General features: G+C 59.0%; 24 protein-coding genes. 14 read left to right on the top strand and 10 right to left on the bottom strand.

Annotated elements, in window-relative coordinates:
* Position 1: 1 nt before the first annotated feature.
* From AACY36_RS06815 to AACY36_RS06800, 4 genes are all read left to right on the top strand, one after another.
* Positions 2-493 (top strand): OmpA family protein, encoded by a 492-nt coding sequence (locus AACY36_RS06815; protein WP_339420513.1) that lies wholly within the window; start codon positions 2-4, stop codon positions 491-493.
* A gap of 345 nt (positions 494-838) precedes the next feature.
* Complete coding sequence (locus AACY36_RS06810; RefSeq protein WP_339420514.1) at positions 839-1,786, top strand: TauD/TfdA family dioxygenase; 948 nt, start codon at positions 839-841, stop codon at positions 1,784-1,786.
* A gap of 55 nt (positions 1,787-1,841) precedes the next feature.
* The gene (locus AACY36_RS06805) at positions 1,842-2,690 is read left to right on the top strand and encodes an EamA family transporter (protein ID WP_339420515.1); all 849 of its coding nucleotides are present in this window, start codon (positions 1,842-1,844) and stop codon (positions 2,688-2,690) included.
* A complete protein-coding gene (locus AACY36_RS06800; protein WP_339427501.1) occupies positions 2,690-3,637 on the top strand; it encodes a LysR substrate-binding domain-containing protein in 948 nt (315 codons plus the stop codon). Before AACY36_RS06805 ends, AACY36_RS06800 begins: the two co-directional genes overlap by 1 nt.
* 45 nt (positions 3,638-3,682) lie before the next feature.
* On the opposite strand, the gene AACY36_RS06795 is transcribed toward AACY36_RS06800, so the two are convergent.
* Positions 3,683-3,973 (bottom strand): DUF3077 domain-containing protein, encoded by a 291-nt coding sequence (locus AACY36_RS06795; RefSeq protein WP_339420517.1) that lies wholly within the window; start codon positions 3,971-3,973, stop codon positions 3,683-3,685.
* Between the two features lie 314 nt (positions 3,974-4,287).
* Entirely contained in the window at positions 4,288-5,235 is a 948-nt protein-coding gene (locus tag AACY36_RS06790) for a LysR family transcriptional regulator (RefSeq protein WP_339420518.1), read from the bottom strand.
* Between the two features lie 131 nt (positions 5,236-5,366).
* Here AACY36_RS06790 and AACY36_RS06785 point away from each other — a divergent pair, with 131 nt between their 5' ends.
* Entirely contained in the window at positions 5,367-6,884 is a 1,518-nt protein-coding gene (locus AACY36_RS06785; RefSeq protein WP_339437465.1) for a CoA-acylating methylmalonate-semialdehyde dehydrogenase, read from the top strand.
* A 14-nt stretch (positions 6,885-6,898) separates the two neighbouring features.
* Entirely contained in the window at positions 6,899-7,786 is an 888-nt protein-coding gene (mmsB, locus tag AACY36_RS06780) for a 3-hydroxyisobutyrate dehydrogenase (protein ID WP_339420520.1), read from the top strand.
* A gap of 64 nt (positions 7,787-7,850) precedes the next feature.
* Here mmsB and AACY36_RS06775 read toward each other — a convergent pair whose 3' ends face one another.
* Complete coding sequence (locus AACY36_RS06775; protein ID WP_049711538.1) at positions 7,851-8,195, bottom strand: cupin domain-containing protein; 345 nt, start codon at positions 8,193-8,195, stop codon at positions 7,851-7,853.
* A gap of 299 nt (positions 8,196-8,494) precedes the next feature.
* Between AACY36_RS06775 and kynB the strand changes: the two genes are divergently transcribed.
* Together kynB and kynA are read left to right on the top strand one after the other, a co-directional pair.
* Positions 8,495-9,145, top strand: a complete 651-nt coding sequence (gene kynB / locus AACY36_RS06770; RefSeq protein ID WP_339420521.1) for an arylformamidase — start codon at positions 8,495-8,497, stop codon at positions 9,143-9,145.
* On the top strand, positions 9,142-9,999 hold the full coding sequence (gene kynA / locus AACY36_RS06765) for a tryptophan 2,3-dioxygenase (protein WP_219269019.1): 858 nt from the start codon (positions 9,142-9,144) through the stop codon (positions 9,997-9,999). Before kynB ends, kynA begins: the two co-directional genes overlap by 4 nt.
* A gap of 82 nt (positions 10,000-10,081) precedes the next feature.
* Here the strand turns inward: kynA and AACY36_RS06760 are convergent, their stop codons facing one another.
* From AACY36_RS06760 to antA, 4 genes are all read right to left on the bottom strand, one after another.
* Positions 10,082-11,482 carry an amino acid permease gene (locus tag AACY36_RS06760; RefSeq protein ID WP_339427499.1) on the bottom strand — a complete coding sequence of 467 codons (1,401 nt, stop codon included), beginning with the start codon at positions 11,480-11,482 and terminating at the stop codon, positions 10,082-10,084.
* Between the two features lie 72 nt (positions 11,483-11,554).
* Complete coding sequence (gene antC, locus AACY36_RS06755) at positions 11,555-12,562, bottom strand: anthranilate 1,2-dioxygenase electron transfer component AntC (protein WP_339420523.1); 1,008 nt, start codon at positions 12,560-12,562, stop codon at positions 11,555-11,557.
* A gap of 41 nt (positions 12,563-12,603) precedes the next feature.
* Entirely contained in the window at positions 12,604-13,095 is a 492-nt protein-coding gene (gene antB / locus AACY36_RS06750) for an anthranilate 1,2-dioxygenase small subunit (RefSeq protein WP_339420524.1), read from the bottom strand.
* The gene (gene antA, locus AACY36_RS06745; protein ID WP_339420525.1) at positions 13,095-14,486 is read right to left on the bottom strand and encodes an anthranilate 1,2-dioxygenase large subunit; all 1,392 of its coding nucleotides are present in this window, start codon (positions 14,484-14,486) and stop codon (positions 13,095-13,097) included. The genes antB and antA overlap by 1 nt, the downstream gene beginning before the upstream one ends.
* A gap of 311 nt (positions 14,487-14,797) precedes the next feature.
* On the opposite strand from antA, the gene AACY36_RS06740 reads away from it, so the two are divergent.
* The gene (locus tag AACY36_RS06740) at positions 14,798-15,778 is read left to right on the top strand and encodes an AraC family transcriptional regulator (protein WP_339420526.1); all 981 of its coding nucleotides are present in this window, start codon (positions 14,798-14,800) and stop codon (positions 15,776-15,778) included.
* A gap of 63 nt (positions 15,779-15,841) precedes the next feature.
* Here the strand turns inward: AACY36_RS06740 and AACY36_RS06735 are convergent, their stop codons facing one another.
* Complete coding sequence (locus AACY36_RS06735; protein WP_339420527.1) at positions 15,842-16,717, bottom strand: LysR family transcriptional regulator; 876 nt, start codon at positions 16,715-16,717, stop codon at positions 15,842-15,844.
* 114 nt (positions 16,718-16,831) lie between these two features.
* Between AACY36_RS06735 and AACY36_RS06730 the strand changes: the two genes are divergently transcribed.
* From AACY36_RS06730 to catA, 3 genes are read left to right on the top strand one after another with little or no spacing between them, the layout of a single operon-like run.
* Positions 16,832-17,959, top strand: a complete 1,128-nt coding sequence (locus tag AACY36_RS06730; protein ID WP_339420528.1) for a muconate cycloisomerase family protein — start codon at positions 16,832-16,834, stop codon at positions 17,957-17,959.
* A 12-nt stretch (positions 17,960-17,971) separates the two neighbouring features.
* Positions 17,972-18,262, top strand: a complete 291-nt coding sequence (gene catC / locus AACY36_RS06725; RefSeq protein WP_065874670.1) for a muconolactone Delta-isomerase — start codon at positions 17,972-17,974, stop codon at positions 18,260-18,262.
* 41 nt (positions 18,263-18,303) lie between these two features.
* The gene (gene catA, locus AACY36_RS06720; protein ID WP_339420529.1) at positions 18,304-19,233 is read left to right on the top strand and encodes a catechol 1,2-dioxygenase; all 930 of its coding nucleotides are present in this window, start codon (positions 18,304-18,306) and stop codon (positions 19,231-19,233) included.
* 117 nt (positions 19,234-19,350) lie between these two features.
* Here catA and AACY36_RS06715 read toward each other — a convergent pair whose 3' ends face one another.
* Positions 19,351-19,824: an Lrp/AsnC family transcriptional regulator gene (locus AACY36_RS06715; protein ID WP_339437464.1), complete on the bottom strand. Its 474-nt coding sequence runs from the start codon at positions 19,822-19,824 to the stop codon at positions 19,351-19,353.
* Between the two features lie 144 nt (positions 19,825-19,968).
* On the opposite strand from AACY36_RS06715, the gene kynU reads away from it, so the two are divergent.
* Both kynU and AACY36_RS06705 read left to right on the top strand, forming a co-directional pair.
* The gene (kynU, locus tag AACY36_RS06710) at positions 19,969-21,219 is read left to right on the top strand and encodes a kynureninase (RefSeq protein ID WP_339437463.1); all 1,251 of its coding nucleotides are present in this window, start codon (positions 19,969-19,971) and stop codon (positions 21,217-21,219) included.
* Positions 21,220-21,356: 137 nt separating this feature from the next.
* Positions 21,357-22,763 carry an amino acid permease gene (locus AACY36_RS06705; RefSeq protein ID WP_339420532.1) on the top strand — a complete coding sequence of 469 codons (1,407 nt, stop codon included), beginning with the start codon at positions 21,357-21,359 and terminating at the stop codon, positions 22,761-22,763.
* Here the strand turns inward: AACY36_RS06705 and AACY36_RS06700 are convergent.
* A complete protein-coding gene (locus AACY36_RS06700; RefSeq protein ID WP_339438156.1) occupies positions 22,709-23,605 on the bottom strand; it encodes a LysR family transcriptional regulator in 897 nt (298 codons plus the stop codon). The genes AACY36_RS06705 and AACY36_RS06700 overlap by 55 nt on opposite strands.
* Positions 23,606-23,681 lie beyond the last annotated feature (76 nt).

The following is a 23,681-nucleotide window of genomic DNA, read 5'->3' as shown; positions in this document are numbered from 1 at the left end:
ATTGTTCACCACCGCACGTTTTATGTTTATCTCCCTGCTGATGGCACTGCTCGCCCTCGGCGGCTGTCAGACGCCCCCACCCAAAGGCCTGACCCCGGCGCAGGTCGCGGTCCTCAAGCTGCAAGGCTTTGAAATGACCGACGAAGGCTGGTCATTCGGCCTGTCCGGCAAAGTGCTGTTTGGCAGCGATGTCGAGACCCTCAACCGACCCAGCACCGACATCGTCCAGCGCATCGGCAAGGCCCTGCTTGGCGTAGGTATCGAACGCGTTCGTGTCGATGGCCACACCGATGCGTCTGGCAAGGAAACCTACAACCAACAACTGTCCCTGCGTCGTGCCAAAAGCGTGGCCACGGTGCTGACCGGCGTGGGCATGAAAGAAGAAAACATCCAGCTACGCGGCTTGGGCAGTAGCAAACCGGTAGCCTCCAATGACACCGCTGAAGGGCGCACCGAGAATCGGCGGGTGTCGATTGTTGTGATCGCGGATTGAGCCCGTCCCGCCGACCTCAATGTGAAACCCCATCAACTGTGGGAGCTGGCCGGCGATAGCGGTGTCTCAGTACTGGATGTACTGACGGACATACTGCCATCGCAGGCAAGCCAGCTCCCACAGTGGGTTTTGCGGTGCCTTGCTACAGCGTTCGCTTAGCGGCCCGGTGTCATCGCCTGCGTTGACGCACCATCACCGTATCTCAGCAAAGACCGTCAAGCATGTTTCCTGTAGGAGAAGTCTGCCATGACGAATCTTGATGGCTAGGCTGACGAGGTTTCGCTTTTTCGCAAAGGGTGGGCTTAGTTAAATGGCCGCTCGAACTAACCACCGTAAAGGACTGCGATGAGCATAAACGTCAGTAATTTCCGCCAGGAAGTTTCTAAAACTAGACTTTCAAACATTGCTTTTGACGAGCTGTTGAGCGCAAGAGAGTTGTTCGAGTCTGAGCGTCAGGGAATTCGATTCGATACCAACGCCGCGCACATCAATCCTCTACACTTACCCGTCCTGAATAGGGAGCTAGATAGAATCCGAACCATGATCGATCATGAAAGCCATATCTTGATTCTTGATGGCTTTAAGGTCGACAAGCTTTCGATTTTCAAGTCGCTGATATGGACATTTGGCTCTCTACTCGGTGTGCCAATGGTGCAGAACCATCTCGGTCATAAGGTGATTGAGGTTTATGACAGGGGCGGTAAGAGCATTGAGGACGGTGCGAGATACCATCAAACCCGCCAAGGTGCCTATGTGCACAACGATGGAGTGAGCGACCCGTTGCCTATCGATTACTTGATCCTGGCTTGCGGACAAAAAGCGCTTTTGGGAGGTGAGAGTATTCTGATTGATGCAAGCGCGGTATACGCGGAGCTGATGGCGTTTCCAGAAATATTGGAAGAGCTTAAGTGCGACTTCTTTTTTGAAAACCGCGGTATGTCAGATGAGGAACAGTTGTTCAAAGCACCTATTCTGAGCTTCTCCAATGAAGGTATTCCGCTGATCAGATACTTTCGCGTCTACATTGAGTCCGCTCACCTTAAAGCGGGAGTGCCATTAACAGTGGCCCCATCCCAAGCGCTAGACTTTCTTGACACCGCTCTCGATCAGTCATCGGTTCAGCATCGAGTGTTGCTGGAACCAGGGCAGGTACTCATTTCAGCCGATAACAAGTTTCTCCACACCCGCACGCACTTTATAGATATGAATACTCCACGTTGCGTGATTGATGATGCGAAGTCCTTGAACGATCTAAATCGCTACTTGCTACGGATGTGGTTGCGCAAGCAGTGATGCCCCGATGCTCATAACTTACATCCCCCCCACTATCCGCCATAAGCCGAACCCCATGGACAACTCCGATATCGCGATCACGCTGGTCCTGATCTCTGCCTTTATGCATGCCACTTGGAACGCCGTAGTCCGCGCCGGTAGCAGTCGCTTCATGACCTTGGCCATGGTGGATGGCACCGCGCTGGTGATATGCCTGTTGGCGTTGCCGCTTGTCAGTGTGCCCAGCCTGGAGGTAGGGGGTTATATCCTCGTCTCCGTGGTACTCAATACGGTCTATCGGTTATTTCTGATCAAAGCTTACGAAACGGGTGACTTCGGTCAGGTTTATCCGGTGATGCGTGGGGTACCGCCGGTATTTGTCGCATTGTTTTCCTACTTTCTGTTGCATGAACAGTTGTCACTGCAGGCGCTGGTGGGGGGGGCGCTGATATGTGTGGGAATTATCAGCCTGACCTTTGTGCGCAGGATGACGGCGCAGATGTTCAAGCCGATTCTGATGGCGGTGTGCGCTGGAGCATTTATCGCGTCTTACACGGTAGTGGACGCCAAAGGTGTAAGAGCCAGTGAGACGGTGCTGCAGTACATCATCTACCTGACGGTGTTCCAGAGTATTCCGATCCCACTGCTGGCGTTTTCCAAAGAGCGCTCGGCTTTGGCTCAAGCGATACGTGGGCATTGGCGAGTTGGCCTATTAGGCGGCGTTTTTTACTTGGCGTCCTACGCACTGGTGTTGTTTGCGTTGTCGCTGGACGCGGTGGCCAAGGTCTCAGCGCTGCGGGAAACCAGTGTTATTATCGGCGCCATTATTGCCGCGCTGTTCTTTCATGAACGGTTCGGTTGGCGACGGATGCTGTCGGCATTCGTCATTGTTAGCGGGATCATCTTGATCAAAGTGAGCACCTGATGGCTCAGCGTCCGCCTCCCACACCGATGCTTCAAGCGTTCGTCAGCGCTGCGCAAACCGGTAGTTTTGCGCGTGCGGCGTCTGAGCTTAACCTCACTGCCAGCGCCATTAGTCATCAAATTGCAGGCCTGGAGGAATGGTGGGGCGTGCAGTTGTTTGAGCGGCATTCACGCGGCGTCAAGCTGACCCAGGCGGGGCAAGCCTTGTTGCCGGTTACCGATGGTTTTTTCAAGGCGCTGGATGGGGTACTGCAATCTCTCAACCCCGGTAAATCCCGACCGTTGTACCTCTCATGCACGTCTTCTCTCTGTTCGACGTGGCTAATCCCCAGGATGCATGGGTCGCACACAGAGGCCTCGTTCAACCTTGATCTGGTGTTGACTAGCGCCGATATGAACAGCACCAGCCTGGAAGCTCATCAATACGATGTCGCGGTGGTGATGGGGTACGGCGATTATCCGGATCACCATGTTGAACTGCTGATGTGCGACGCAGTATTTCCCGTTTGCTCGCCGGAATTTCTACGGTTGAAGGGGGATATTTCACTGGAGGATGTCGCCCGGTACCCGCTGATTCATCGGGTGGACGATCAGGTGTGTCCAGGGTGGGAAAGTTGGTTTGCGTTTCAGGGGCTGGCGGCGCCTCCTTATCACCATGGGCCACGATTTCCGGATTCGAGCTTGGCGATCAGCCTGGCGGTGAAGGGCACAGGCATCGCACTGGGCAGGACTGCGTTGGTATACGACCAATTGGAAGACGGCGCGTTGGTTGCGTTGAAAAGCCCCGCGATGATGTCGCCAGCGGCGTACTACATCATTTGTCGAAACGGGCGGCAATTAGAGCCGGATATCGCTCGGCTGATTGAATGGCTCAAGACCAGTGCGAGTAAGTTTCTGCGCGAAGTTCGGGCTCGGTATCCGCAAATTGCCGGGGCTGGTGCGGTTTAAATGTAGGAAGGAGCAAGGCTCCTCCCGCATTCGAACGGTATTTGCTTATCGGCCCGCTGTCATCGCCTGCGTCAGGTCATCCACCACGGCCTTGCCCATTTCACACAGGTAATGCGCAGCCCATGCGTAGTGCTCGCCGCGTACATCCATGGCGGCTTCCATCGCGAGTTTCTTGGAGTAAAAAAGTAGGGTGGAGGCGTGTTCCAAAGCTTCCTCAATCGGCATGCCGGAGTTGACGCGGAACAGGGTTTTTTCGTTTTCGCCGTAGTCGCCGAATGTGACTACGCCGAGGGTGGTGATGGAGGAACGCGGTGGGTCGGGGACGATTTTAGTCATGATTCATACCTGGGAGTTTTAGGAACCACCCATTCATGTCGCTAAACATGAAAGGGTGGCAGCTGTACGCAGGTTAGCGAACCGGACCCAGGACCCGGCAGACCCGAGGGTCTCCCACGCACAGCCGCCATAACACGAGAACGACGAGCACGAAGCTCTTGCCGTTGGAGGCTGTGTCCGGGTTCGGGTCGCTAAACCCGTTCGCTGATGTCAGCGAAGTACGGAGGCTAATGACTCGAACCCTACGGCACAATAGGCCGGAGATTCTCTAGGAAACGTCCTGCAAATTAAAGCGAATCGTCGTTGATGGCGCTTTAATCCGCAAACCTAATCTCCCGCGTCTCCCCCATCAACAACCCCTGATTCTGCTCCGTCACTTCCCTGATGTAATCCCACAACAACGTAATCCGCTTCAGCTTCCTCAAGTCCTCCCGGCAATACATCCAGAACTGCCGCGTAATCGCAATCTGCTCCCCCAACACCGGCAGCAACCGCGGATCCTGCGCCGCCAGAAAGCACGGCAATATCGCCATCGACCGCCCCTGTTGCGCCGCCACGTACTGCGCGATCACGCTGGTACTGCGCAAACTGGCGCTGGCGCCGGGCACCACATTCGCCAGGTAAAGCAGTTCCGAACTGAACGCCAGGTCATCCACGTAGCTGATGAACGGATGCTCAGCCAAATCCGCCGGGCGTTGTATCGGCGGGTGTTGATCGAGGTATTCCTGGGTCGCGTACAGCTGCAGTTTGTAATCACACAGTTTGCAGCACACATAGGGCCCGTGTTCCGGGCGCTCCAGGGCGATGACGATATCGGCTTCGCGCTTGGACAGGCTAATGAAGTGGGGCAGGGGCAGGATATCCACTGAGATCGCCGGGTAGGTGTCGACGAAGTGGCTCAATTGCGGGGTGACGAAAAAGCTGCCGAAGCCTTCGGTGCAGCCCATGCGCACATGGCCGGACAGTGCCACGCCGGAGCCGGACACCTGTTCGCAGGCCATATGCAGGGTGCTTTCGATGGACTCCGCATAGCCCAGTAAACGCTGGCCCTCGGGGGTGAGGACGAAACCGTTGGTCCGGGATTTTTCGAAGAGCAGGGTACCGAGTGACATTTCCAGCGAACTGATGCGCCGTGACACGGTGGTGTAGTCCACCGCCAGGCGCTTGGCGGCGACGCTGGCCTTGCGGGTGCGGGCCACCTCAAGGAAAAACTTCAGGTCATCCCAGTTCAGGGAGCCCAGTGACGTGATGTTTTTTTGCATATTGGTCCGGCTTTTATGTGCGTTCTTATTAGAGATTTGCACATCTATACTCCAAAAACAGTCCGAACGCCTCATTCTTCAAGGCGATTCAACGCCTTGGTTCTCTGCATAAATATAAGATTGGAGACCACATGAACGCATCTGCCGATATTTCCGTGCAACAGGTCAAGTTGCTGATCAACGGCGAGTGGGTCGAGTCCAAGACCACCGAATGGCAAGACATCGTCAACCCGGCCACCCAGCAGGTGCTGGCCAAAGTTCCGTTCGCCACGGCCGATGAAGTGAACGCCGCCATCGACGCCGCGCATCGCGCCTTCCAGACCTGGAAGCTGACGCCGATCGGCGCACGCATGCGCATCATGCTCAAGCTGCAAGCCTTGATCCGCGAACATTCCAAGCGCATTGCGGTGGTCCTCAGCAACGAGCAGGGCAAGACCATTGCCGATGCCGAAGGCGATATTTTTCGTGGCCTGGAAGTGGTGGAACACGCCTGTTCCATCGGCACCCTGCAAATGGGCGAGTTCGCTGAAAACGTCGCCGGTGGCGTCGACACCTACACCCTGCGCCAGCCTATCGGCGTGTGCGCCGGTATTACGCCGTTCAACTTCCCGGCGATGATTCCACTGTGGATGTTCCCGATGGCGATTGCCTGCGGTAACACCTTCGTCCTCAAGCCTTCCGAGCAGGACCCGCTGTCGACCATGCTGCTGGTGGAGTTGGCGCTGGAAGCCGGGGTGCCTGCCGGCGTGCTCAACGTGGTGCACGGCGGTAAGGATGTGGTGGATGCGCTGTGCACCCATAAAGACATCAAGGCTGTGTCCTTCGTTGGTTCGACCGCCGTGGGCACTCACGTCTACGACCTGGCCGGCAAACACGGCAAGCGCGTGCAATCGATGATGGGCGCCAAGAACCACGCGGTGGTGCTGCCGGATGCCAACCGTGAACACACCCTCAACGCCCTGGTCGGCGCCGGTTTCGGCGCGGCAGGCCAGCGTTGCATGGCCACCTCGGTGGTGGTGCTGGTGGGCGCGTCGAAGCAGTGGCTGCCGGATCTCAAGGCGCTGGCGCAAAAGCTCAAGGTCAATGCCGGCAGCGAAGCCGGTACCGATGTCGGCCCGGTGATTTCCAAGCGCGCCAAGGCGCGAATCCTGGAACTGATCGAAAGCGGCGTGAAAGAAGGCGCCAAGCTGGAACTGGACGGCCGTGACATCAAGGTGCCGGGCTATGAGCAAGGCAACTTTGTCGGCCCGACCCTGTTCTCGGGCGTGACCACCGATATGCAAATCTACACCCAGGAAATTTTCGGGCCGGTGCTTGTGGTGCTGGAAGTCGACACCCTGGATGAGGCCATCGCACTGGTCAACGCCAACCCGTTCGGCAACGGCACCGGCCTGTTCACCCAGAGCGGCGCGGCGGCGCGTAAGTTCCAGAGCGAAATCGATGTAGGCCAAGTCGGCATCAACATCCCGATTCCGGTGCCGGTGCCGTTCTTCAGTTTCACCGGTTCCCGTGGTTCCAAACTCGGCGACCTTGGCCCGTACGGCAAGCAAGTGGTGCAGTTCTACACCCAGACCAAAACCGTCACCAGCCGCTGGTTTGATGACGACACAGTCAACGATGGCGTCAACACCACCATCAACCTGCGCTGATTCGGGAGACGACCATGAAGATTGCATTTATCGGCTTGGGCAACATGGGCGCGCCCATGGCCCGCAACCTGATCAAGGCCGGCCACGCGTTGAACCTGTTCGACTTGAACCAGACGGTGCTCAAGGAGCTGGCCGAGCTGGGCGGCGCTATCAGCGACTCACCGCGTGATGCGGCCAACGGCGCGGAGCTAGTGATCACGATGCTGCCCGCTGCTGCGCATGTGCGCAGCGTCTGGCTGAATGAAGACGGCGTGCTCGCCGGCATCGGCAAAGGCGTGCCGGCGGTGGACTGCAGCACCATCGACCCGCAAACCATCCGCGATGTGGCGGCTGCAGCGGCGAAGCAAGGCGTGGCCGTGGCTGACGCGCCAGTCTCTGGCGGCACGGGCGGCGCCCAGGCCGGTACGCTGACCTTCATGGTCGGCGCCAACCCTGAACTGTTCGCCACCCTGCAACCGGTGCTGGCGCAGATGGGCCGCAACATCGTGCATTGCGGCGACGTGGGCACCGGGCAAATCGCCAAAATCTGCAACAACCTGTTGCTGGGGATCAGCATGGTTGGCGTCAGCGAAGCCATGGCCCTAGGCGATGCCTTGGGTATCGACACGCAAGTGCTGGCGGGAATTATCAACAGCTCCACCGGGCGTTGCTGGAGTTCCGACACCTACAACCCATGGCCGGGCGTGATTGAAACCGCGCCGTCGTCCCGTGGCTACACCGGCGGGTTTGGTGCCGACTTGATGCTCAAGGATTTGGGCCTGGCTACTGAAGCGGCGCGCCAGGCCAAGCAGCCGGTGATCCTCGGCGCTGTGGCCCAGCAGTTGTATCAATCAATGAGCCAGCGTGGGGAAGGGGGCAAGGACTTCTCGGCGATTATCAACAGCTATCGCAAGCCCAAATAAGGTGCCGCTACGCGTAGTGAGCGGGCTTGCCCAGCGCGGGGCAAGCCCGCTCACTACAACAACTTCAAGCAAACACAAAATACTTACGCACCGTCTCGACCACTTCCCACGTCCCCTTCATCCCCGGTTCCACCACAAAGATATCCCCAGCCCGCAAATGAATCGGTTCCAGGCCTTCTGGTGTGATGATGCAGTAGCCTTCCTGGAAGTGGCAGTATTCCCACTTCACGTAGTCCACGTACCACTTGCCCGGTGTACAGATCCAGGTACCCATGATTTTGCTGCCGTCTTCGCTGGTGTAAGCGTTGAGGTTCACGGTGTGCGGGTCGCCTTCGAGCTTTTCCCATTTGCACGCGTCCAGGACCGGCAGGGGGTGGGTGTCGCGCAGTACGGTGATGGGCGTGGACATGATGACTCCAGGGCAGGGAATGGACAGATGAACCCTAAGGCCTCTGGCGTTGCGCCAGTGGTCTGAACTCGACATTGGGATGCTCAGAAGCGCAGGCGAATGCGATCCCTCTGGCACCCTGCGCTCCCACATTGGATCTTCAGTGGCTGATCCACCGTGCCGGAATGATATATCTAAGCGCCAATCCACCCATTCCTCGCAGTAAGTGCGAAAGATTTCCCGCTTCGCGCCAGAATTCGCAAGAAAATTCGCAGCAGGCCCTCGTATCATTCACCCCAGTAACCGCCGAGAGCCTTCAAATGAACCCAATAAAAACGTGGTGGGACATCAGCCCACCCTTGAGCACGGCGACCCCGACCTGGCCGGGCGATACGCCGTTCCAGGAAGAACGCGTGTGGCAGTTCGGCCCGGAGTGCCCGGTGAATGTCGGGCGCATTACCCTATCGCCGCACACCGGTGCCCATGTGGATGCACCGCTGCATTACAGCGCAGACGGCGCGCCGATTGGCGAGGTGTCGTTGGAGGTGTACATGGGGCCGTGCCGTGTGCTGCATTGCCTGGACAGCGTTGCGCTGGTGCAGCCGCATCAGCTGGAAGGCCGTGTGGATAACGTGCCGGAGCGTGTGTTGCTGCGCACTTATCCAAAAGCGCCACTCACCGAATGGGACTCGAACTTCACCGCCATTGCCCCGCAAACCATCGAGCTGCTGGCCAGCCTGGGTGTGCGTTTGATCGGTATCGACACCCCGTCCCTGGACCCGCAGCAGTCCAAGACCATGGATTCCCACAACGCCGTGTTCCGCCATGGCATGGCGATTCTGGAAGGCATCGTGCTCGATGACGTGCCGGAGGGCGACTATGAGCTGATCGCGCTGCCGCTGCGTTTCGCCAACCTCGACGCCAGCCCGGTCCGCGCTATTCTCCGTCCGCTCAAGGAACCCACGCGATGAGCCAATGTCCTTTCTCGCCTGATTACCAACCCCCGGAAGAATGGCATAACGCCGAACTGAATTTTTCCGAGTCCATGAGCTACGGCGATTACCTGGACCTGGGCAAAGTCCTCAGCGCCCAGCATCCGCTGTCGCCGGACCACAATGAAATGCTCTTCATCATCCAGCACCAGACCTCTGAGCTGTGGATGAAACTGATGCTCCACGAACTCAAGGCCGCCCGCGAGCACGTGCGCCTGGGCGAGTTGCCGCCGGCGTTCAAGATGCTGGCGCGGGTCTCGCGGATCTTTGATCAATTGGTGCACGCCTGGGCGGTGCTGGCGACGATGACGCCATCGGAGTACAAAGCCATTCGGCCGTTCCTCGGGCAGTCGTCTGGGTTCCAGTCGTTCCAGTACCGTGAGATCGAATTTATCCTCGGCAATAAAAGCGCGGCGCTGTTGCGGCCCCACGCCCATCGGCCGGAGCTGTTGAATCAGTTGAAAGTGGCGATTGCTACGCCGTCGCTGTATGACGAAGCGATCAACCTGATGGTTAAGGCAGGTTTGGCGATTGACCCGAAACGTGCCGAGCGCGACCCGACGGCGGCGACGGTTCACGATGAATCCGTGGAGGCGGCGTGGCGCGAGGTGTATCGCGATCCAAGCCGGTACTGGGATTTGTATCAGTTGGCCGAGAAATTTATCGACCTGGAGGATTCGTTCCGTCAGTGGCGCTTCCGCCATGTGACCACGGTGGAGCGGATTATCGGCTTCCAGCCGGGTACTGGCGGCACCGAAGGCGTGGGCTATTTGCGCAAGATGCTCGATACCGTGCTGTTCCCCGAACTCTGGCGAGTTCGCTCCACGCTGTAAACAAAAAGCCCCGGATCACCGGGGCTTTTCAGTTGGAACACATTCAAAACGGTGGGAGCTGGCTTGCCCGCTCCCACAGGGGTTATTGCATCACGGCTACTTTGGCGTTTTTCATCCGCAACCGGTAGGCAATGTAGATAATCCCCACCCACACCGGCATCGCATACACCGACTCGCGAATACCCGGGATCGCCAGCATCACGCTGATGATCATCAGCATGAACGCCAGGCACAGGTAGTTGCTGAACGGGAACCAGAAGGTCTTGAACGACGGCGTCACGCCTTGCTCGCCCATGGCCTTACGGAACTTGATATGGGTGATGCTGATTAGCGCCCAGTTGATCATCAGCGAGGCGACCACCAGCGCAAACAGCAACTCCAGCGCACTCTGCGGCGCGACGTAGTTGACCACCACGCACAGCATCGTCACCAGTGCCGAAATCGCCAGCGCCCGCAGCGGCACGCCTTGCTTGTTGAGTTTCATCAACGCTTTTGGCGCATCGCCTTGCTCGGCCAGGCCGAACAGCATGCGACTGTTGCAGTACACGCCGCTGTTGTACACCGACAGCGCCGCGGTCAGCACCACGAAGTTGAGGATGTGCGCAGCGGTGTCGTTGCCGATCAGCGAGAAGATCTGCACAAACGGGCTGCCGCTGTAGGGATCGCCCGACGCGCCGAGGGTTTGCAACAGTTGGTCCCACGGGTACAGCGACAGCAACACGGTGAGCGCGCCGACGTAGAAGATCAGGATCCGGTAGACGACTTGGTTGATCGCTTTCGGGATCACTTTGCGCGGCTCGCTGGCCTCGGCGGCGGTGATACCCACCAGCTCCAGGCCACCAAACGAGAACATGATGAATGCCATGGACATCAACAGCCCCATGCCGCCATTCGGGAAGAACCCGCCGTGGCTCCACAGGTTGCTGACGGACGCTTGCGGGCCGCCGGTACCGCTGAACAGCAGGTAGCAGCCAAGCACGATCATGCCGACAATCGCCACCACCTTGATGATCGCGAACCAGAACTCGGTCTCACCGAAGAACTTCACGTTCAGGGTGTTGATCAAGTTCACCGCGACAAAGAACACCAGCGCACTGACCCAGGTCGGGATCTCTGGCCACCAGAACTGGATGTACTTGCCCACGGCCGTCAGTTCGGCCATGCCCACCAGCACGTAGAGTACCCAGTAGTTCCAGCCCGCCAGGAAGCCTGCGTAACCGCCCCAGTATTTGTGGGCGAAGTGGCTGAAGGACCCGGCCACCGGCTCTTCGACGATCATTTCACCGAGCTGGCGCATGATCAGGAACGCGATAAAACCGGCAATCGCGTAACCGAGGATCATCGACGGCCCCGCCGACTTGAGCACCCCGGCCGAGCCGAGGAACAACCCCGTGCCGATCGCCCCTCCCAAGGCGATCAGCTGAATGTGCCGGTTCTTCAGGCCACGCTTGAGGCCTACCGGGTTAACCATGTCATCCGCCATTAACATTCCCTTCTACTTGTTTTTCTCAGGGTTGATTGCACGCAGCACCAACCCCTCAGAAGTGCTGAGGGGTCAGATATTACTCTGCGTAAACTTTTCGTAATACAGCTGAACGCCATCAAGTGCCTGATCCGCCAGCCATTGTTGGATGGACTCGACCATTGGAGGGGGGCCGCACAGGTACATATCCGCCGATCTGTCCCGCAATTCAGCCAAGTCGAAATGCTCGGTGAGGTAGCCCCGTTTGCCGGGCCATTCATCTGACGGGGCACTCAATACTTCGGTGTAGCGAAAATCAGCGATTTTTGTGGCATAGCCTTGGATGCGTGCCACCTCACATAAGTCTTCGGCGCCGCGCACGCCGTAGTACAGGTGCACGGGCTGGTTGCAGCCATTGGCAGCCAGTTCATCGAGCATCCCCAGCAAGGCCGAAAGCCCGGTTCCACCCGCCACCAGCACCAGCGGTTGGGTGACGTGGCGCAGGTAGAAGGCACCGAGTGGCGCTTCCATCAACAGCTCATCGCCCACCTGGCAGCGCTCGCGGATGTAGTTGCTCATCACCCCATCGGGCAACAGGCGGATCAGAAACTGCAGTTGATTGCCCGCAAGGTTGGCGAAGGAGTAAGACCGCCAACTGTCCGTGCCAGGCACCGACAGGCGTGCGTATTGACCCGGCAGAAAATCCAGCGCCTGATCCAACTGCACCTGCAGGATCGCCGTACTCGCCGACACCTGCTGCACCGCGCTCACCGTGCCTCGCACCTGCACCGGACCGGGCGCATTGCACAGGCTTGAATCAAAGTCGAAATAGAACGTTGCGTCGGACTTCACCCGCGTCTGGCAACTGAGCATCTTGCGCTGTTGCAGATCGAGGCTCGACAGTGCTTCTTCGTCCACATAATCCTGGCTGTAATCGCCTGACTCGCAACGACCCTGGCAGGTGCCGCACACGCCTTCGCGACAGTCCAGAGGGATCTTGATGCCGTTGCGCAGTGCTGCGTCCAGCAGGATTTCATGGGGGCCTACCGGGAAAAACAGCGTCTTGCCATCGGCAAAACTGAAGGCCACTTTGTGATTCATCTGATTGCTCTCCAAACACCCCGTAGCAGCTGTGGAGGTGTTCACAGGTGATAGAAGTCCAGCACCGAGTTGATGGTGTCGTTGAGCAGCAACGCGTGCTTGCGCGTAATCAACCAACTGTCGCCATGGGGCTTGAGGCTGTAGGTGGCATGCCCGTAAAACTGCTCCGAAGTGGCCAACCGACAAAACAACGTGTGCCAGTTCAGCCGCACTTCCAGCATGCCATCCGCCTGCTCGGCGATGCGTACGTTGTTGATCAGGTGAACGGTACGCGGCATGGGTGTCGCCGACGCGGCTTTGCCCGTGCGCAACCGGAACACGCGGTCTTCCAGGCCCGAACGGTTGGCGTAATAGATCAACGACATCTCGCGCTTGGGGTCGCGGGTGTAGACGTGTTCCGAGTCCCATTGCGGCAGGTGGAATTCACTCTGCGGATCGAACAGTTGCACATAGGCATCCCAGTCCTGGGCGTCGCACAGCTCGGATTTGCGGTAGAAAAACTGCTCTATCTGGTATTGCAGGTGCGCGTTCATCATTCCACCTCCCGCAGTTTCAGCGCTTGCCGGTCCAGGCCATCCAACAGAAATCGCTGCCAGTTGCGGTGTTGGTTCACGTAGAGGCCTTCGTGGGTGAACTCGGTGCCGGTCATGGCCGGCTGGATGCCGATGGCTTCGCTGTTGGGCGTGGGGCCGCTTTCCCAGCGATGGCTGCCGCGCGAGATATCGCTCCAGCGCTCCAGCCGGCCCTGGAAACCGCGCTGGGCTTCGCGAAACTCCACCAGGTCGTCCGGCGTGCCCATGCCCGAAACGTTGAAAAAATCTTCAAACTGACGAATACGGTTTTCGCGGTCGGCGTCGGATTCGTTTTTCACCCCCAGGCACTGGCTGATAATTTCGGTCTTGTTCCAGGCCACCGGCCGGATAATGCGCAGTTGCGAGCTGATCTGGTCGAGGAAGAACAGGCTCGGGTAGATGTTCAGGTTGCGCAGGCGGTGCATCATCCACTCGGCCTTTTGCTGGCCGTGCTCTTCGATCAGGCGCGGCATGATGGTGGCGTAGCCGGAACGTACGCTGGGGTTGGGCATGTCACTGAACAGCAGGCTGTGGCCGTTGTTGAAGGCGAACCAACCGTCGTCGGTATTCGCGTCGCCGGCGCCGAGTTTGCTGTAGTCCAGCGTGGTGCCGGACGCGCTGCCGTTCTCGGTATTCACCTGTTGGCGGTGCTGCACCGTGGCCACGTAGTTGTAGTGCACGGTGCTGACGTGATAACCGTCCAGGCCGTTTTCGTTCTGCAATTTCCAGTTGCCATCGTAGGTGTAGGCGGACTTGCCCGGCAGCACTTCCAGCTCACCGGTGGCGGACTGGGCGACCATCATGTCGAAAAACACGTTCGCATCGCCGAGGAAGTCTTCCAGGCTGTCCGTGCCATTCACGTCCAGGCTGATAAACACGAACCCTTTGTAGCTTTCGATGCGGGCCTTTTTCAGGCCGCGTGTGGCTTTGTCGAAACCTTCCGGGTATTCCCCTGGCGCCTTGACCTTCACCAGCCGGCCATCGCTCTTGTAGCACCAGGCGTGGAATGGGCACGTGAAGGTCGACTGATTACCTTTGCCGACTCGCGTCAACGTGGTGCCGCGATGCTGGCAGGCGTTGATCAGCGCGTTGAGCTGGCCGTCGCCATCGCGGGTGATGATCATTGGCTGGCGCCCGGCACGCATCGTCACGAAGTCGTGGTTGTTCGCCAGTTCGCTTTCGTGGCAGGCGTAGATCCAGTTTTTCTCGAAGATCAGTTCCATCTCCAGGTCGAACAGTTCCGGTTCAGTGAACATGTCGCGGGCGATGCGGAACACTTCATCTGCCGGGCGAAAATCCAGGCAACTGTCGATAAAGCTTTTCCATTGCTCGACGCTTCTTGCACCACTCATGGGAGGCACCTTTTTGATTGGGGCTAAACGGTGGTTCATTAGAGGCAGCGGGGCAGGGCGCGGGCTATCCACTTAATGGGGGAACCTGAGCCGGATAGTTGGGCAGCAAATACCCAACCCGGTGCAGGCCGGTGACGGGATGCGCTACTGTCTGGCAGGGCAAGAGGCGAAAAAAGCCGGCTACTTATCCACATAGTCGACCGTTGCTATCCATCGGGTTGCGATACGGCAGGTGTGGCTTGGAACTTGCCTTGATCGACAGGACGCGCCGTCAGAGCGCGCAAATGCCTAACCGCCGTGGGTGCACCCTGATGAGCAGCCAAACGATTCAACGCTTCGACCTGGAAGGCGCCCGCAGCTGGATGTCCGGCATCTGCGGGCCCCATCGCCTGGCCACCGCCACGCCCGAACGCCTGCGTTTTCATCACAGCGCCAACGTGTTCAAGTCGCGCGCCACTACCTTGGGCATGATCGAATACGGCACCGACGTGACCATCGACATCGAAGACGCCGAGCACTTCAGCAGCTATAGCCTGAGCCTGCCGCTGGTGGGCGAGCAGGAATTGAGCAAGAACGGCGAGCGCCTGAGTTCCAACCGTGACCAAGGGGTGATCATCTCGCCTAACGAGCACCAGGTGCTGGCGATTTCCGGTGACTGTCGCAAGTTGCAGGTGGTGATCACGCGCGCAGCGATGAGCGAGTCCCTGGAAGGGTTGCTGCATCGGCCGATTGAGGCGCCGTTGCGCTTTGAGTCAGTGATGGACGCGGTGGACGGCGCTTCAGCGTCGTGGTGGCGCATGGCGCGTTACTTCATTGCGGAGCTGGAACACGGCAGCGAGTTGTATGAGCAGGCTGCGTTCACCCGCGACCTGGAAAGTTCGTTGATTAAGGGCCTGATCCTGGCCCAGCCGAACAATTACTCCGAAGAACTGCGCGACGTATTGGGCGTGAAACTGCCGCACTACCTGATCCGTGCGCGCCAGTACATCCACGACAACGCTCGCGAAGCCGTGCATCTGGAAGACCTCGAAGCGGCCGCAGGGGTGTCGCGGTTCAAGCTGTTCGATGCGTTTCGTAAGTATTTCGCACTGTCGCCGATGGCTTATTTGAAGAAGTACCGACTGAGTTCGGTTCGCCAGGAAATCCTTGAGCATGGCTCCACTCGCACCATTTCCGAAATCGCTCTAGGTTGGGGGTTCACTCATCTGGGCCGGTTTTCAGCCGAATACCGAAAACTGTTCGACGAGTCCCCCAGCCAGACCCAGCAGCGCAAGCGCATGCGCAGTATCTGAAGGCAATGAACATCAAACTGTGGCTTGCCTGCTCCCACATTGGATTCTCAGTGTTTGGGAGGCTCAGATCAGTTCTTCCACCAGGTGCAGGCAATGATTCAGCCCCGGCGACTGATCATTCACTCGTCGGCTGAGGATGATCGGCGACGTCGCCGTGGCTTCCACAATCGGCGTGTAGCCAATATCCGCCCGGTGCAGCACCTGCACCGAAGCCGGCACCAACGTCACCCCCATCCCTGCCCCGACCAGCCCGATAGCGGTCTGCAGTTCGTTGGTCCACTGCGCCACTTTGAGGCTCAGGCCATGGGCGTCGAACAGCGCAATCACATGGTCGGCATAGCTGGGGCGCGGGTTGCCGGGGTAAAGCACAAACGGCTCGGCGGCGAGTTGAGTGAGGGTGGCGGGCGCGCCCAGCAAGGGGTGACCGGCGGGCAACACGGCGACCAGCCGATCCTGCACCAGCACACGCTGGACGATGGCCGGATCGTCGATACGAATCCGCCCGAACCCCACATCAATCCGCCCGGCCTTGAGCGCCTCGACCTGCTGCAAGGTGGTCATCTCCGAGAGCCCCAATTCCAGCTCCAGCGCCTCATGACTGCGCAATCGCCGAATCAATTCAGGCAGCACGCCGTACAAGGTCGAGGGTGCAAAACCGATACCCAGCCAGGTCTTTTCACCCTGGCCGATGCGGCGCGTGTTGTCGCAGACTTTGTTCAGTTGCTCCAGCAGCACATTGGCGTGCTCATAGAAGAACCGCCCGGCCTCGGTCAGCCGCAGCGGACGGCCACGCTCCAGCAAAATCACGCCCAGCTCATCCTCCAATTGCTGGATCTGCCGACTCAACGGCGGCTGAGCGATGTGCAGACGTTCGGCGGCGCGGGTGAAGTTCAGGGTTTCTCCCAGCACCTGGAAATAGCGCAAGTGACGCAGTTCCATGACGGCTCCTTTCATACCTTTGGGGTATTGGTCGAGACTAATTCTATATTGGAAGCCTCGAAAGATGCGGAACAGAATCGGCTCAACTCTAAAAATAACCCAACGGGTATAGCCATGCCGATTTGCGCCATCGAGTCGATCGACACTGTCATCGTCGACCTCCCCACTATTCGCCCGCACAAGTTGGCGATGCACACGATGCAAAACCAGACGCTGGTGATCATCCGCCTGCGCTGCGCCGACGGCATCGAAGGCATCGGCGAAGCCACTACCATTGGCGGCCTGAGCTACGGCAATGAAAGCCCCGACAGCATTAAGGTCAACATCGACCGCCATTTCGCACCGCTGTTGATTGGCCAGGACGCGAGCAATATCAACGCGGCCATGTTGCGCCTGGAGCGCAGCATTCGCGGCAACACCTTTGCCAAGTCCGGTATCGAAAGCGCCTTGCTCGACGCGCTGGGCAAACGCCTGAACCTGCCGGTCAGCGAGTTGCTCGGCGGCCGTGTGCGTGACGCGTTGCCGGTGGCCTGGACCCTGGCCAGCGGCAACACCGAAAAGGACATTGCCGAGGCAGAAAAGATGCTCGACCTGCGCCGCCACCGCATCTTCAAATTGAAGATTGGTGCGGGCGAAGTCAGCCATGACCTGGCCCATGTGATCGCGATCAAAAAGGCCCTTGGCGAGCGTGCCAGTGTGCGTGTCGACGTCAACCAGGCGTGGGATGAAGCCGTGGCACTGCGGGCATGCAAGGTGCTCGGCGACAACGGGATCGACCTGATCGAACAACCGATCTCACGCAATAACCGTGGCGGCATGGCGCGGCTCAACCTGTCGAGCCCGGCGCCGATCATGGCCGATGAGTCCATTGAGTGTGTCGAGGATGCCTTCAACCTGGCCCGCGAAGGCGCGGCGTCGGTGTTCGCCCTCAAAATCGCCAAGAACGGCGGCCCCCGTGCGGTGTTGCGCACTGCTGCGATTGCCGAGGCGGCGGGTATTGGCCTGTACGGCGGTACCATGCTCGAGGGCGGTATCGGCACCCTGGCTTCTGCACATGCCTTTCTCACGCTGAACAAACTGGCGTGGGACACCGAACTGTTTGGTCCGTTGTTGCTGACCGAAGACATCCTCACCGCGCCACCGGTTTATCGCGACTTTCAGCTGCATGTCTCCAACGCACCGGGCCTGGGCCTGGCCATTGATGAGGAGCGCCTGGCGTTCTTCCGTCGTGACAAACACTAAGAGGCGTCTGCCATGTTGTTCCACGTAAAAATGACCGTGAACCTGCCCGTCGACATGAACCCCGAACGTGCAGCCAGCCTCAAGGCCGATGAGAAAGCCTTGGCGCAACGCCTGCAACAAGACGGCAAATGGCGCCACCTGTGGCGCATCGCCGGGCACTACGCCAACTACAGCGTGTTTGACGTCGACAGTGTGCAAGAACTGCACGACCTGCTGATGCAACTGCCGCTTTACCCCTACATGGCTATCGAAGTGAATGCCTTGTGCCGGCACCCGTCGTCGATCCATGAGGATGACCGCTAGGTCGATTTTCAAACTAATAACTACAAGATGAGGAATGCACCATGTCCATCCGACTGTCCCAGACTGCCCATGCCCAACAGTTTCTCGAAGAAGCCAGCGGCAACCTTAACGACCGCGGCAATCCGCGCACTAAATCGCTGATCTACCGGATCCTGCGTGACGCCGTGAACATTATCGAAGACCTGGAGGTGACCCCGGAAGAGTTCTGGAAGGCCGTCAACTACCTCAACGAACTGGGCAAAAACCAGGAAGCCGGTTTACTTGCCGCCGGGTTGGGCCTGGAACATTACCTGGACCTGTTGATGGACGCCGCCGATGAAGAGGCCGGTAAGTCCGGCGGTACCCCGCGCACCATCGAAGGCCCGTTGTACGTGGCCGGGGCGCCGTTGTCGAAGTACGAGGCACGGCTGGATGATGGCAAGGATGATGCGGTGCCGCTGTTCATGCGCGGGCAGGTGCGTGACATCGATGGCAAGCCGGTGGCGGGGGCGATTGTGGATGTGTGGCAGGCCAACACCGCGGGTACGTATTCGTGGTTCGACCCGACGCAATCCGAATTCAACCTGCGCCGTCGCATCGAGACCGATGCCCAGGGCAACTACCGTTTTCGCAGCATCGTGCCGTCGGGTTACGGTTGCCCGCCGAGCGGGCCGACCCAGCAACTGCTCGATCAACTCGGGCGTCACGGACAGCGGCCGGCGCATATCCACTTCTTTATCTCGGCGCCGGGGCATCGGCACTTGACCACGCAGATCAACCTGTCGGACGACCCGTACCTGCATGATGATTTTGCCTATGCCACGCGGGATGAATTGATTGCGCAGATTCGCTTCAGTGACGACCCGCAACTGGCGCGCGGGTTTGGCGTGGAGGGTCGGTTTGCGCAGATTGATTTTGACTTTGAATTGCACGTGGCTGACGCGCCGGTAGAGCAAAAACGCATGCAACGCGTACGCGCTTTGGAAGATTAAACGCGGTTAAAAATGTGGGAGCGGGCTTGCTCGCGAATGCGGTATCTCAGTCAATATATTCGGCGACTGATACATCGCATTCGCGAGCAAGCCCGCTTGGGTTCTGGGGTGTTACGGTTATTTGCGGATGACCAGATCCAGCACCTCATCCCGATCCTTGATCTTCTGCAACACAATCTCCGAACGGATATCCATCACCCCCGCCGTGCGGTTCAAGTGGTTCACGATAAAGTCGGAAAAGTGCTTCAGATTCCTCGCCTGCACGCGCAGCACATAGTTGCTGGCACCCGTGATCACATAGGCACTGGCGACTTCCGGCCAGCCCTGCACCTTTTTGATAAACGTCTCATGCCAATCCTCCACGTCCTGGCGTAACGACAGGTGGACGATGGCTTCCAGCTCGATTCCCAATTGCTCGGCATTCAGCACTGCGCGATAGCCGCTGACGATTCCCTCACTCTCCAACAGGCGCAAACGGCGCAGGCAGGCGGAAGGCGACAATGCAACTTTTTCCGCCAGCTCCTGGTTGCTGATACGACCATCCTGTTGCAGGAAATGCAGGAGGCGCAGGTCGGTGGCGTCAAGAATCATGGTTAGAATAAATCCGCGTGTTTGGGGGTTAAATTCGAATTTCCTACAGCTTAATTAGCCTGTTACCCACCACTTTGCACGAAAATTCTCTAAAACTTCGTTCATTATTTGGTCCATTCTCACTTATAAAAGCCAGGACAACCCATGACCACTCGAAGCCATTGCCAAGCCCTCGATGCCCAGGATTCGCTGGCAGCGTTGCGTCGTCAGTTCGCCTTGCCTGAGGGCGTGATCTACCTCGACGGCAACTCCCTCGGCGCGCGTCCGGTGGCGGCGCTGGCGCGGGCGCAGGCGGTGATTGCCGAAGAATGGGGCAATGGCCTGATTCGCAGCTGGAACAGCGCCGGTTGGGCGGACTTGTCCCAGCGCCTGGGCAACCGCCTGGCGCCGCTGATGGGTGCGCATGACGGCGAAGTGGTGATCACCGATACCACCTCGATCAACCTGTTCAAGGTGCTCAGCGCGGCGTTGACTGTGCAACGTCAACGCCAGCCTCATCGCAAAGTGATCGTCAGCGAAGCGAGCAACTTTCCTACCGATTTGTACATTGCCGAGGGCCTGGCCGAGCTGCTGCAGCAAGGTTATTCCCTGCGCCTGGTAAACAGCCCGGACGAATTGCCCCAGGCCATCGATGAGGACGTGGCGGTGGTGATGCTTACCCACGTCAACTACAAGACCGGCTACATGTACGACATGCAGTCGCTGACCGCCCTGAGCCATGAAGGTGGCGCGTTGAGTATTTGGGACCTGGCGCATTCGGCAGGCGCCGTGCCCATCGACCTGCATCAGGCGGGTGCCGACTATGCGATTGGCTGCACCTACAAATACCTTAACGGTGGCCCGGGCTCCCAGGCGTTTGTGTGGGTCAACCCGGCGTTGGTGGATGTGGTGCGTCAGCCGTTGTCCGGCTGGTTCGGGCACAACCGCCAGTTCGCCATGGAGTCGACTTACGCACCGAGCGCAGGCATCGCGCGTTACTTGTGCGGCACCCAGCCGATTACCTCGCTGGCCATGGTGGAATGCGGCCTGGAGATTTTTGCCCAGACCGACATGGCGAGTCTGCGCAGCAAATCCCTGGCGTTGACCGACCTGTTCATCGCGCTGGTCGAGGCCCGTTGCGGCGCCCACGGCCTGGAACTGATCACCCCGCGTGAACACGCCAGGCGCGGCAGTCATGTGAGCTTTGAACACCCCGAAGGCTACGCGGTGATCCAGGCCTTGATCGCCCGTGGAGTGATCGGCGATTACCGTGAACCTCGCATCATGCGCTTTGGTTTTACCCCGCTGTACACCAGCTTTACCGAGGTATTCGATGCGGTGGAAATCCTCGGCGACATCCTCGACAACCACACCTGGGACCAGCCGCAATACAAAGTCCGAAACAGCGTCACTTAAGCACAACCCAAATCCAATGTGGGAGCTGGCTTGCCTGCGAAGACGGTAGTGAATTCACCATCGCCATCGCAGGCAAGCCAGCTCTCACAGGGTTCAGCGCCAGCAACAACCCTCACAATAATAAAGGGGCACACCACGTGACCACGCCAGACAACGGCTTTGCAGAGATCACCCACCGCGAACTCGGCCTGCGGCGCCAGCTCACTTGCGGCCAGATGAGCATGATCGCCATCGGTGGCGCCATCGGCACCGGGCTGTTCATGGGCAGCGCCTACGCCATCGGTTATGCCGGGCCCAGTGTGCTGGTGAGCTACGCCATTGGTGCGTTGATCACCTTGCTGTTGATGGGCTGTCTGGCGGAAATGACCGTGGCGCATTCCACCTCGGGCTCCTTTGGCGCCTACGCCGAGTTCTATATCAGCCCGCTGGCGGGCTTTCTGGTGCGGTATGCCTACTGGGCAGCGATAGTACTGGCGGTGGGGGCCGAGGTCACGGCGGTGGCGATGTACATGAAGTACTGGTTCGCCAACGTACCGGAATGGGTGTGGATCGTGTCGTTTTCCAGCGTGTTGATTGTGCTCAATGCGATCAGCGTGAAGACCTTCGGCAACTTCGAATACTGGTTCTCGACGATCAAAATCAGCGCGATCGTCGGCTTCATTATTCTCGCGGTGTACGTAGTATTCGGCTCCGGTAACCCGGACTACGGGGTGCAGAACTACACCGCCCATGACGGCTTTTTTCCCCATGGCTTGAGCGGCATGTGGGTCGCGGTGATCGTGTCGATCTTCAGCTACTTGAGCGTGGAGATGATCGCGGTGGCCGCCGGTGAAGCGGCGGACCCGCAACAAGCAGTGAAGAAAGCGTTCCGCGCCACCATCGTGCGCCTCGTGGTGTTTTACCTGCTGACCCTGGCGCTGATGCTCGCCATCGTGCCGTGGAACCAGGCCGGGCAAACCCAGAGCCCATTCGTCACAGTGATGCAGACCATCGGCATTCCCGGCGCCACCGGGGTGATGAATTTTGTGATCCTGATTGCGGCGCTGTCGGCCATGAACAGCCAGCTCTACATCACCACGCGCATGATGTTCAGTTTGTCCCGCGCCGGCTTTGCGCCCAAGTCCATGGGCGCCTTGAGTAAGAGCGGCATTCCGTTGAACGCGTTGTTGCTGTCCAGCTCGGGCATCGCCCTGGCGACGTTGCTCAATGTGGTGTACCCGGAAAGCTCGTTCACCCTGATGATGGCGATTTCGATGTTTGGCGCGATCTTCACCTGGTTCATGATCTTCCTCACGCACCTGTTTTTCCGGCGCTATCGCACGCGTCACGGCGGGCCGACGTTATCCTTCCAGATGCGGCTGTTCCCGTACAGCACCCTGCTGGGGCTGGTGCTGATGGGCGCGGTGATGATCACCACCTATTTCACCGAGGCGTTCAAGATGACGTTGGTGTTTGGTGTGCCGTTTCTATTGATTCTGTCGGCGGTTTACTACGGGTTTTTCCGCAAAGGCAGGGCCAAGGCGTCGAACAAGGCCTTGGCGTAGCCCGGCAGCTGTTCGAACGAGCGCGCACATAGCAGCAGCTTTCGGCAGGCCCAATCCTCTTGCAACGGTTGGGCCTTGAAGCGACGTTCCGGCTGCCCACGCTCCAGTGCGGCCTGGGGCACGATACCCAGGCCGGCGCCACCGGCGACCATGCGAATGACGCCATCAAAACCCTCGGCACGGATGCGCGTCTGCAAGCGAAAGCCTGCGTGCAGCGCCTGTTCTTCCAGGTACACCGACAGCGCGCTGTTGGCGGCGAGGCCTACGTAGTCGTGTTGCAGGCTGTCGATGAAGCTCACGTGTTGCGTCGTCAGTGGATGATCCAGCGGCATGATCAGCGCCAGCGGATCGTCACGAAACGCCAGGGTCTGCAGGCCGTGGGTGTCTACGGCGTCGGAAATGATCCCAAGGTCCGCCGTGCCCTGACGCAAGGCCTGGGTAATGCGCAGGCTCGGAAGCTCTTGCAGGTCGATATCGAGGTTGGGGTGCTCGCGCAAAAAGTCCGCCAGCAACTCGGGTAAGTATTCGCTGAGGGCGGTGGTGTTGCACAGCAGGCGCACCTGGCCTTTGATGCCGTTGGCGTATTCCGCCAGGTCCTGTTGCAGTTGCTCGGCCTGTTGCAAGAGCAGGCGGGCGTGGCGGGCCAGCGCTTTGCCGGCGGGCGTAGGGGTGACACCCCGGCGCCCGCGTTCGAGGAACTCGATGCCCAGCGAGGCCTCCATTGCGCGAATGCGGGCGCTGGCGGCGGCCAGTGAAAGATGGCTGCGGGCCGCACCGGCGGTGATATTGCCGGTGTCAAGGATGTGCAGGTAGAGGCGCAGGTCGATCAGGTCAAAGTGCATGGCTGTTTCTCGGGTGACTGGACCGGCGTGATCGCAGGCATCAGCCTCACACAAAACAAGAGGCTGCCTCAGTATA

This window comes from Pseudomonas sp. EA_15y_Pfl1_P101, from assembly GCF_963970835.1.
Classification (GTDB): domain Bacteria; phylum Pseudomonadota; class Gammaproteobacteria; order Pseudomonadales; family Pseudomonadaceae; genus Aquipseudomonas; species Aquipseudomonas tritici.
The sequence above is the reverse complement of the archived record's forward strand: the minus strand, read 5'-3'. Positions and strand labels throughout refer to the sequence as shown.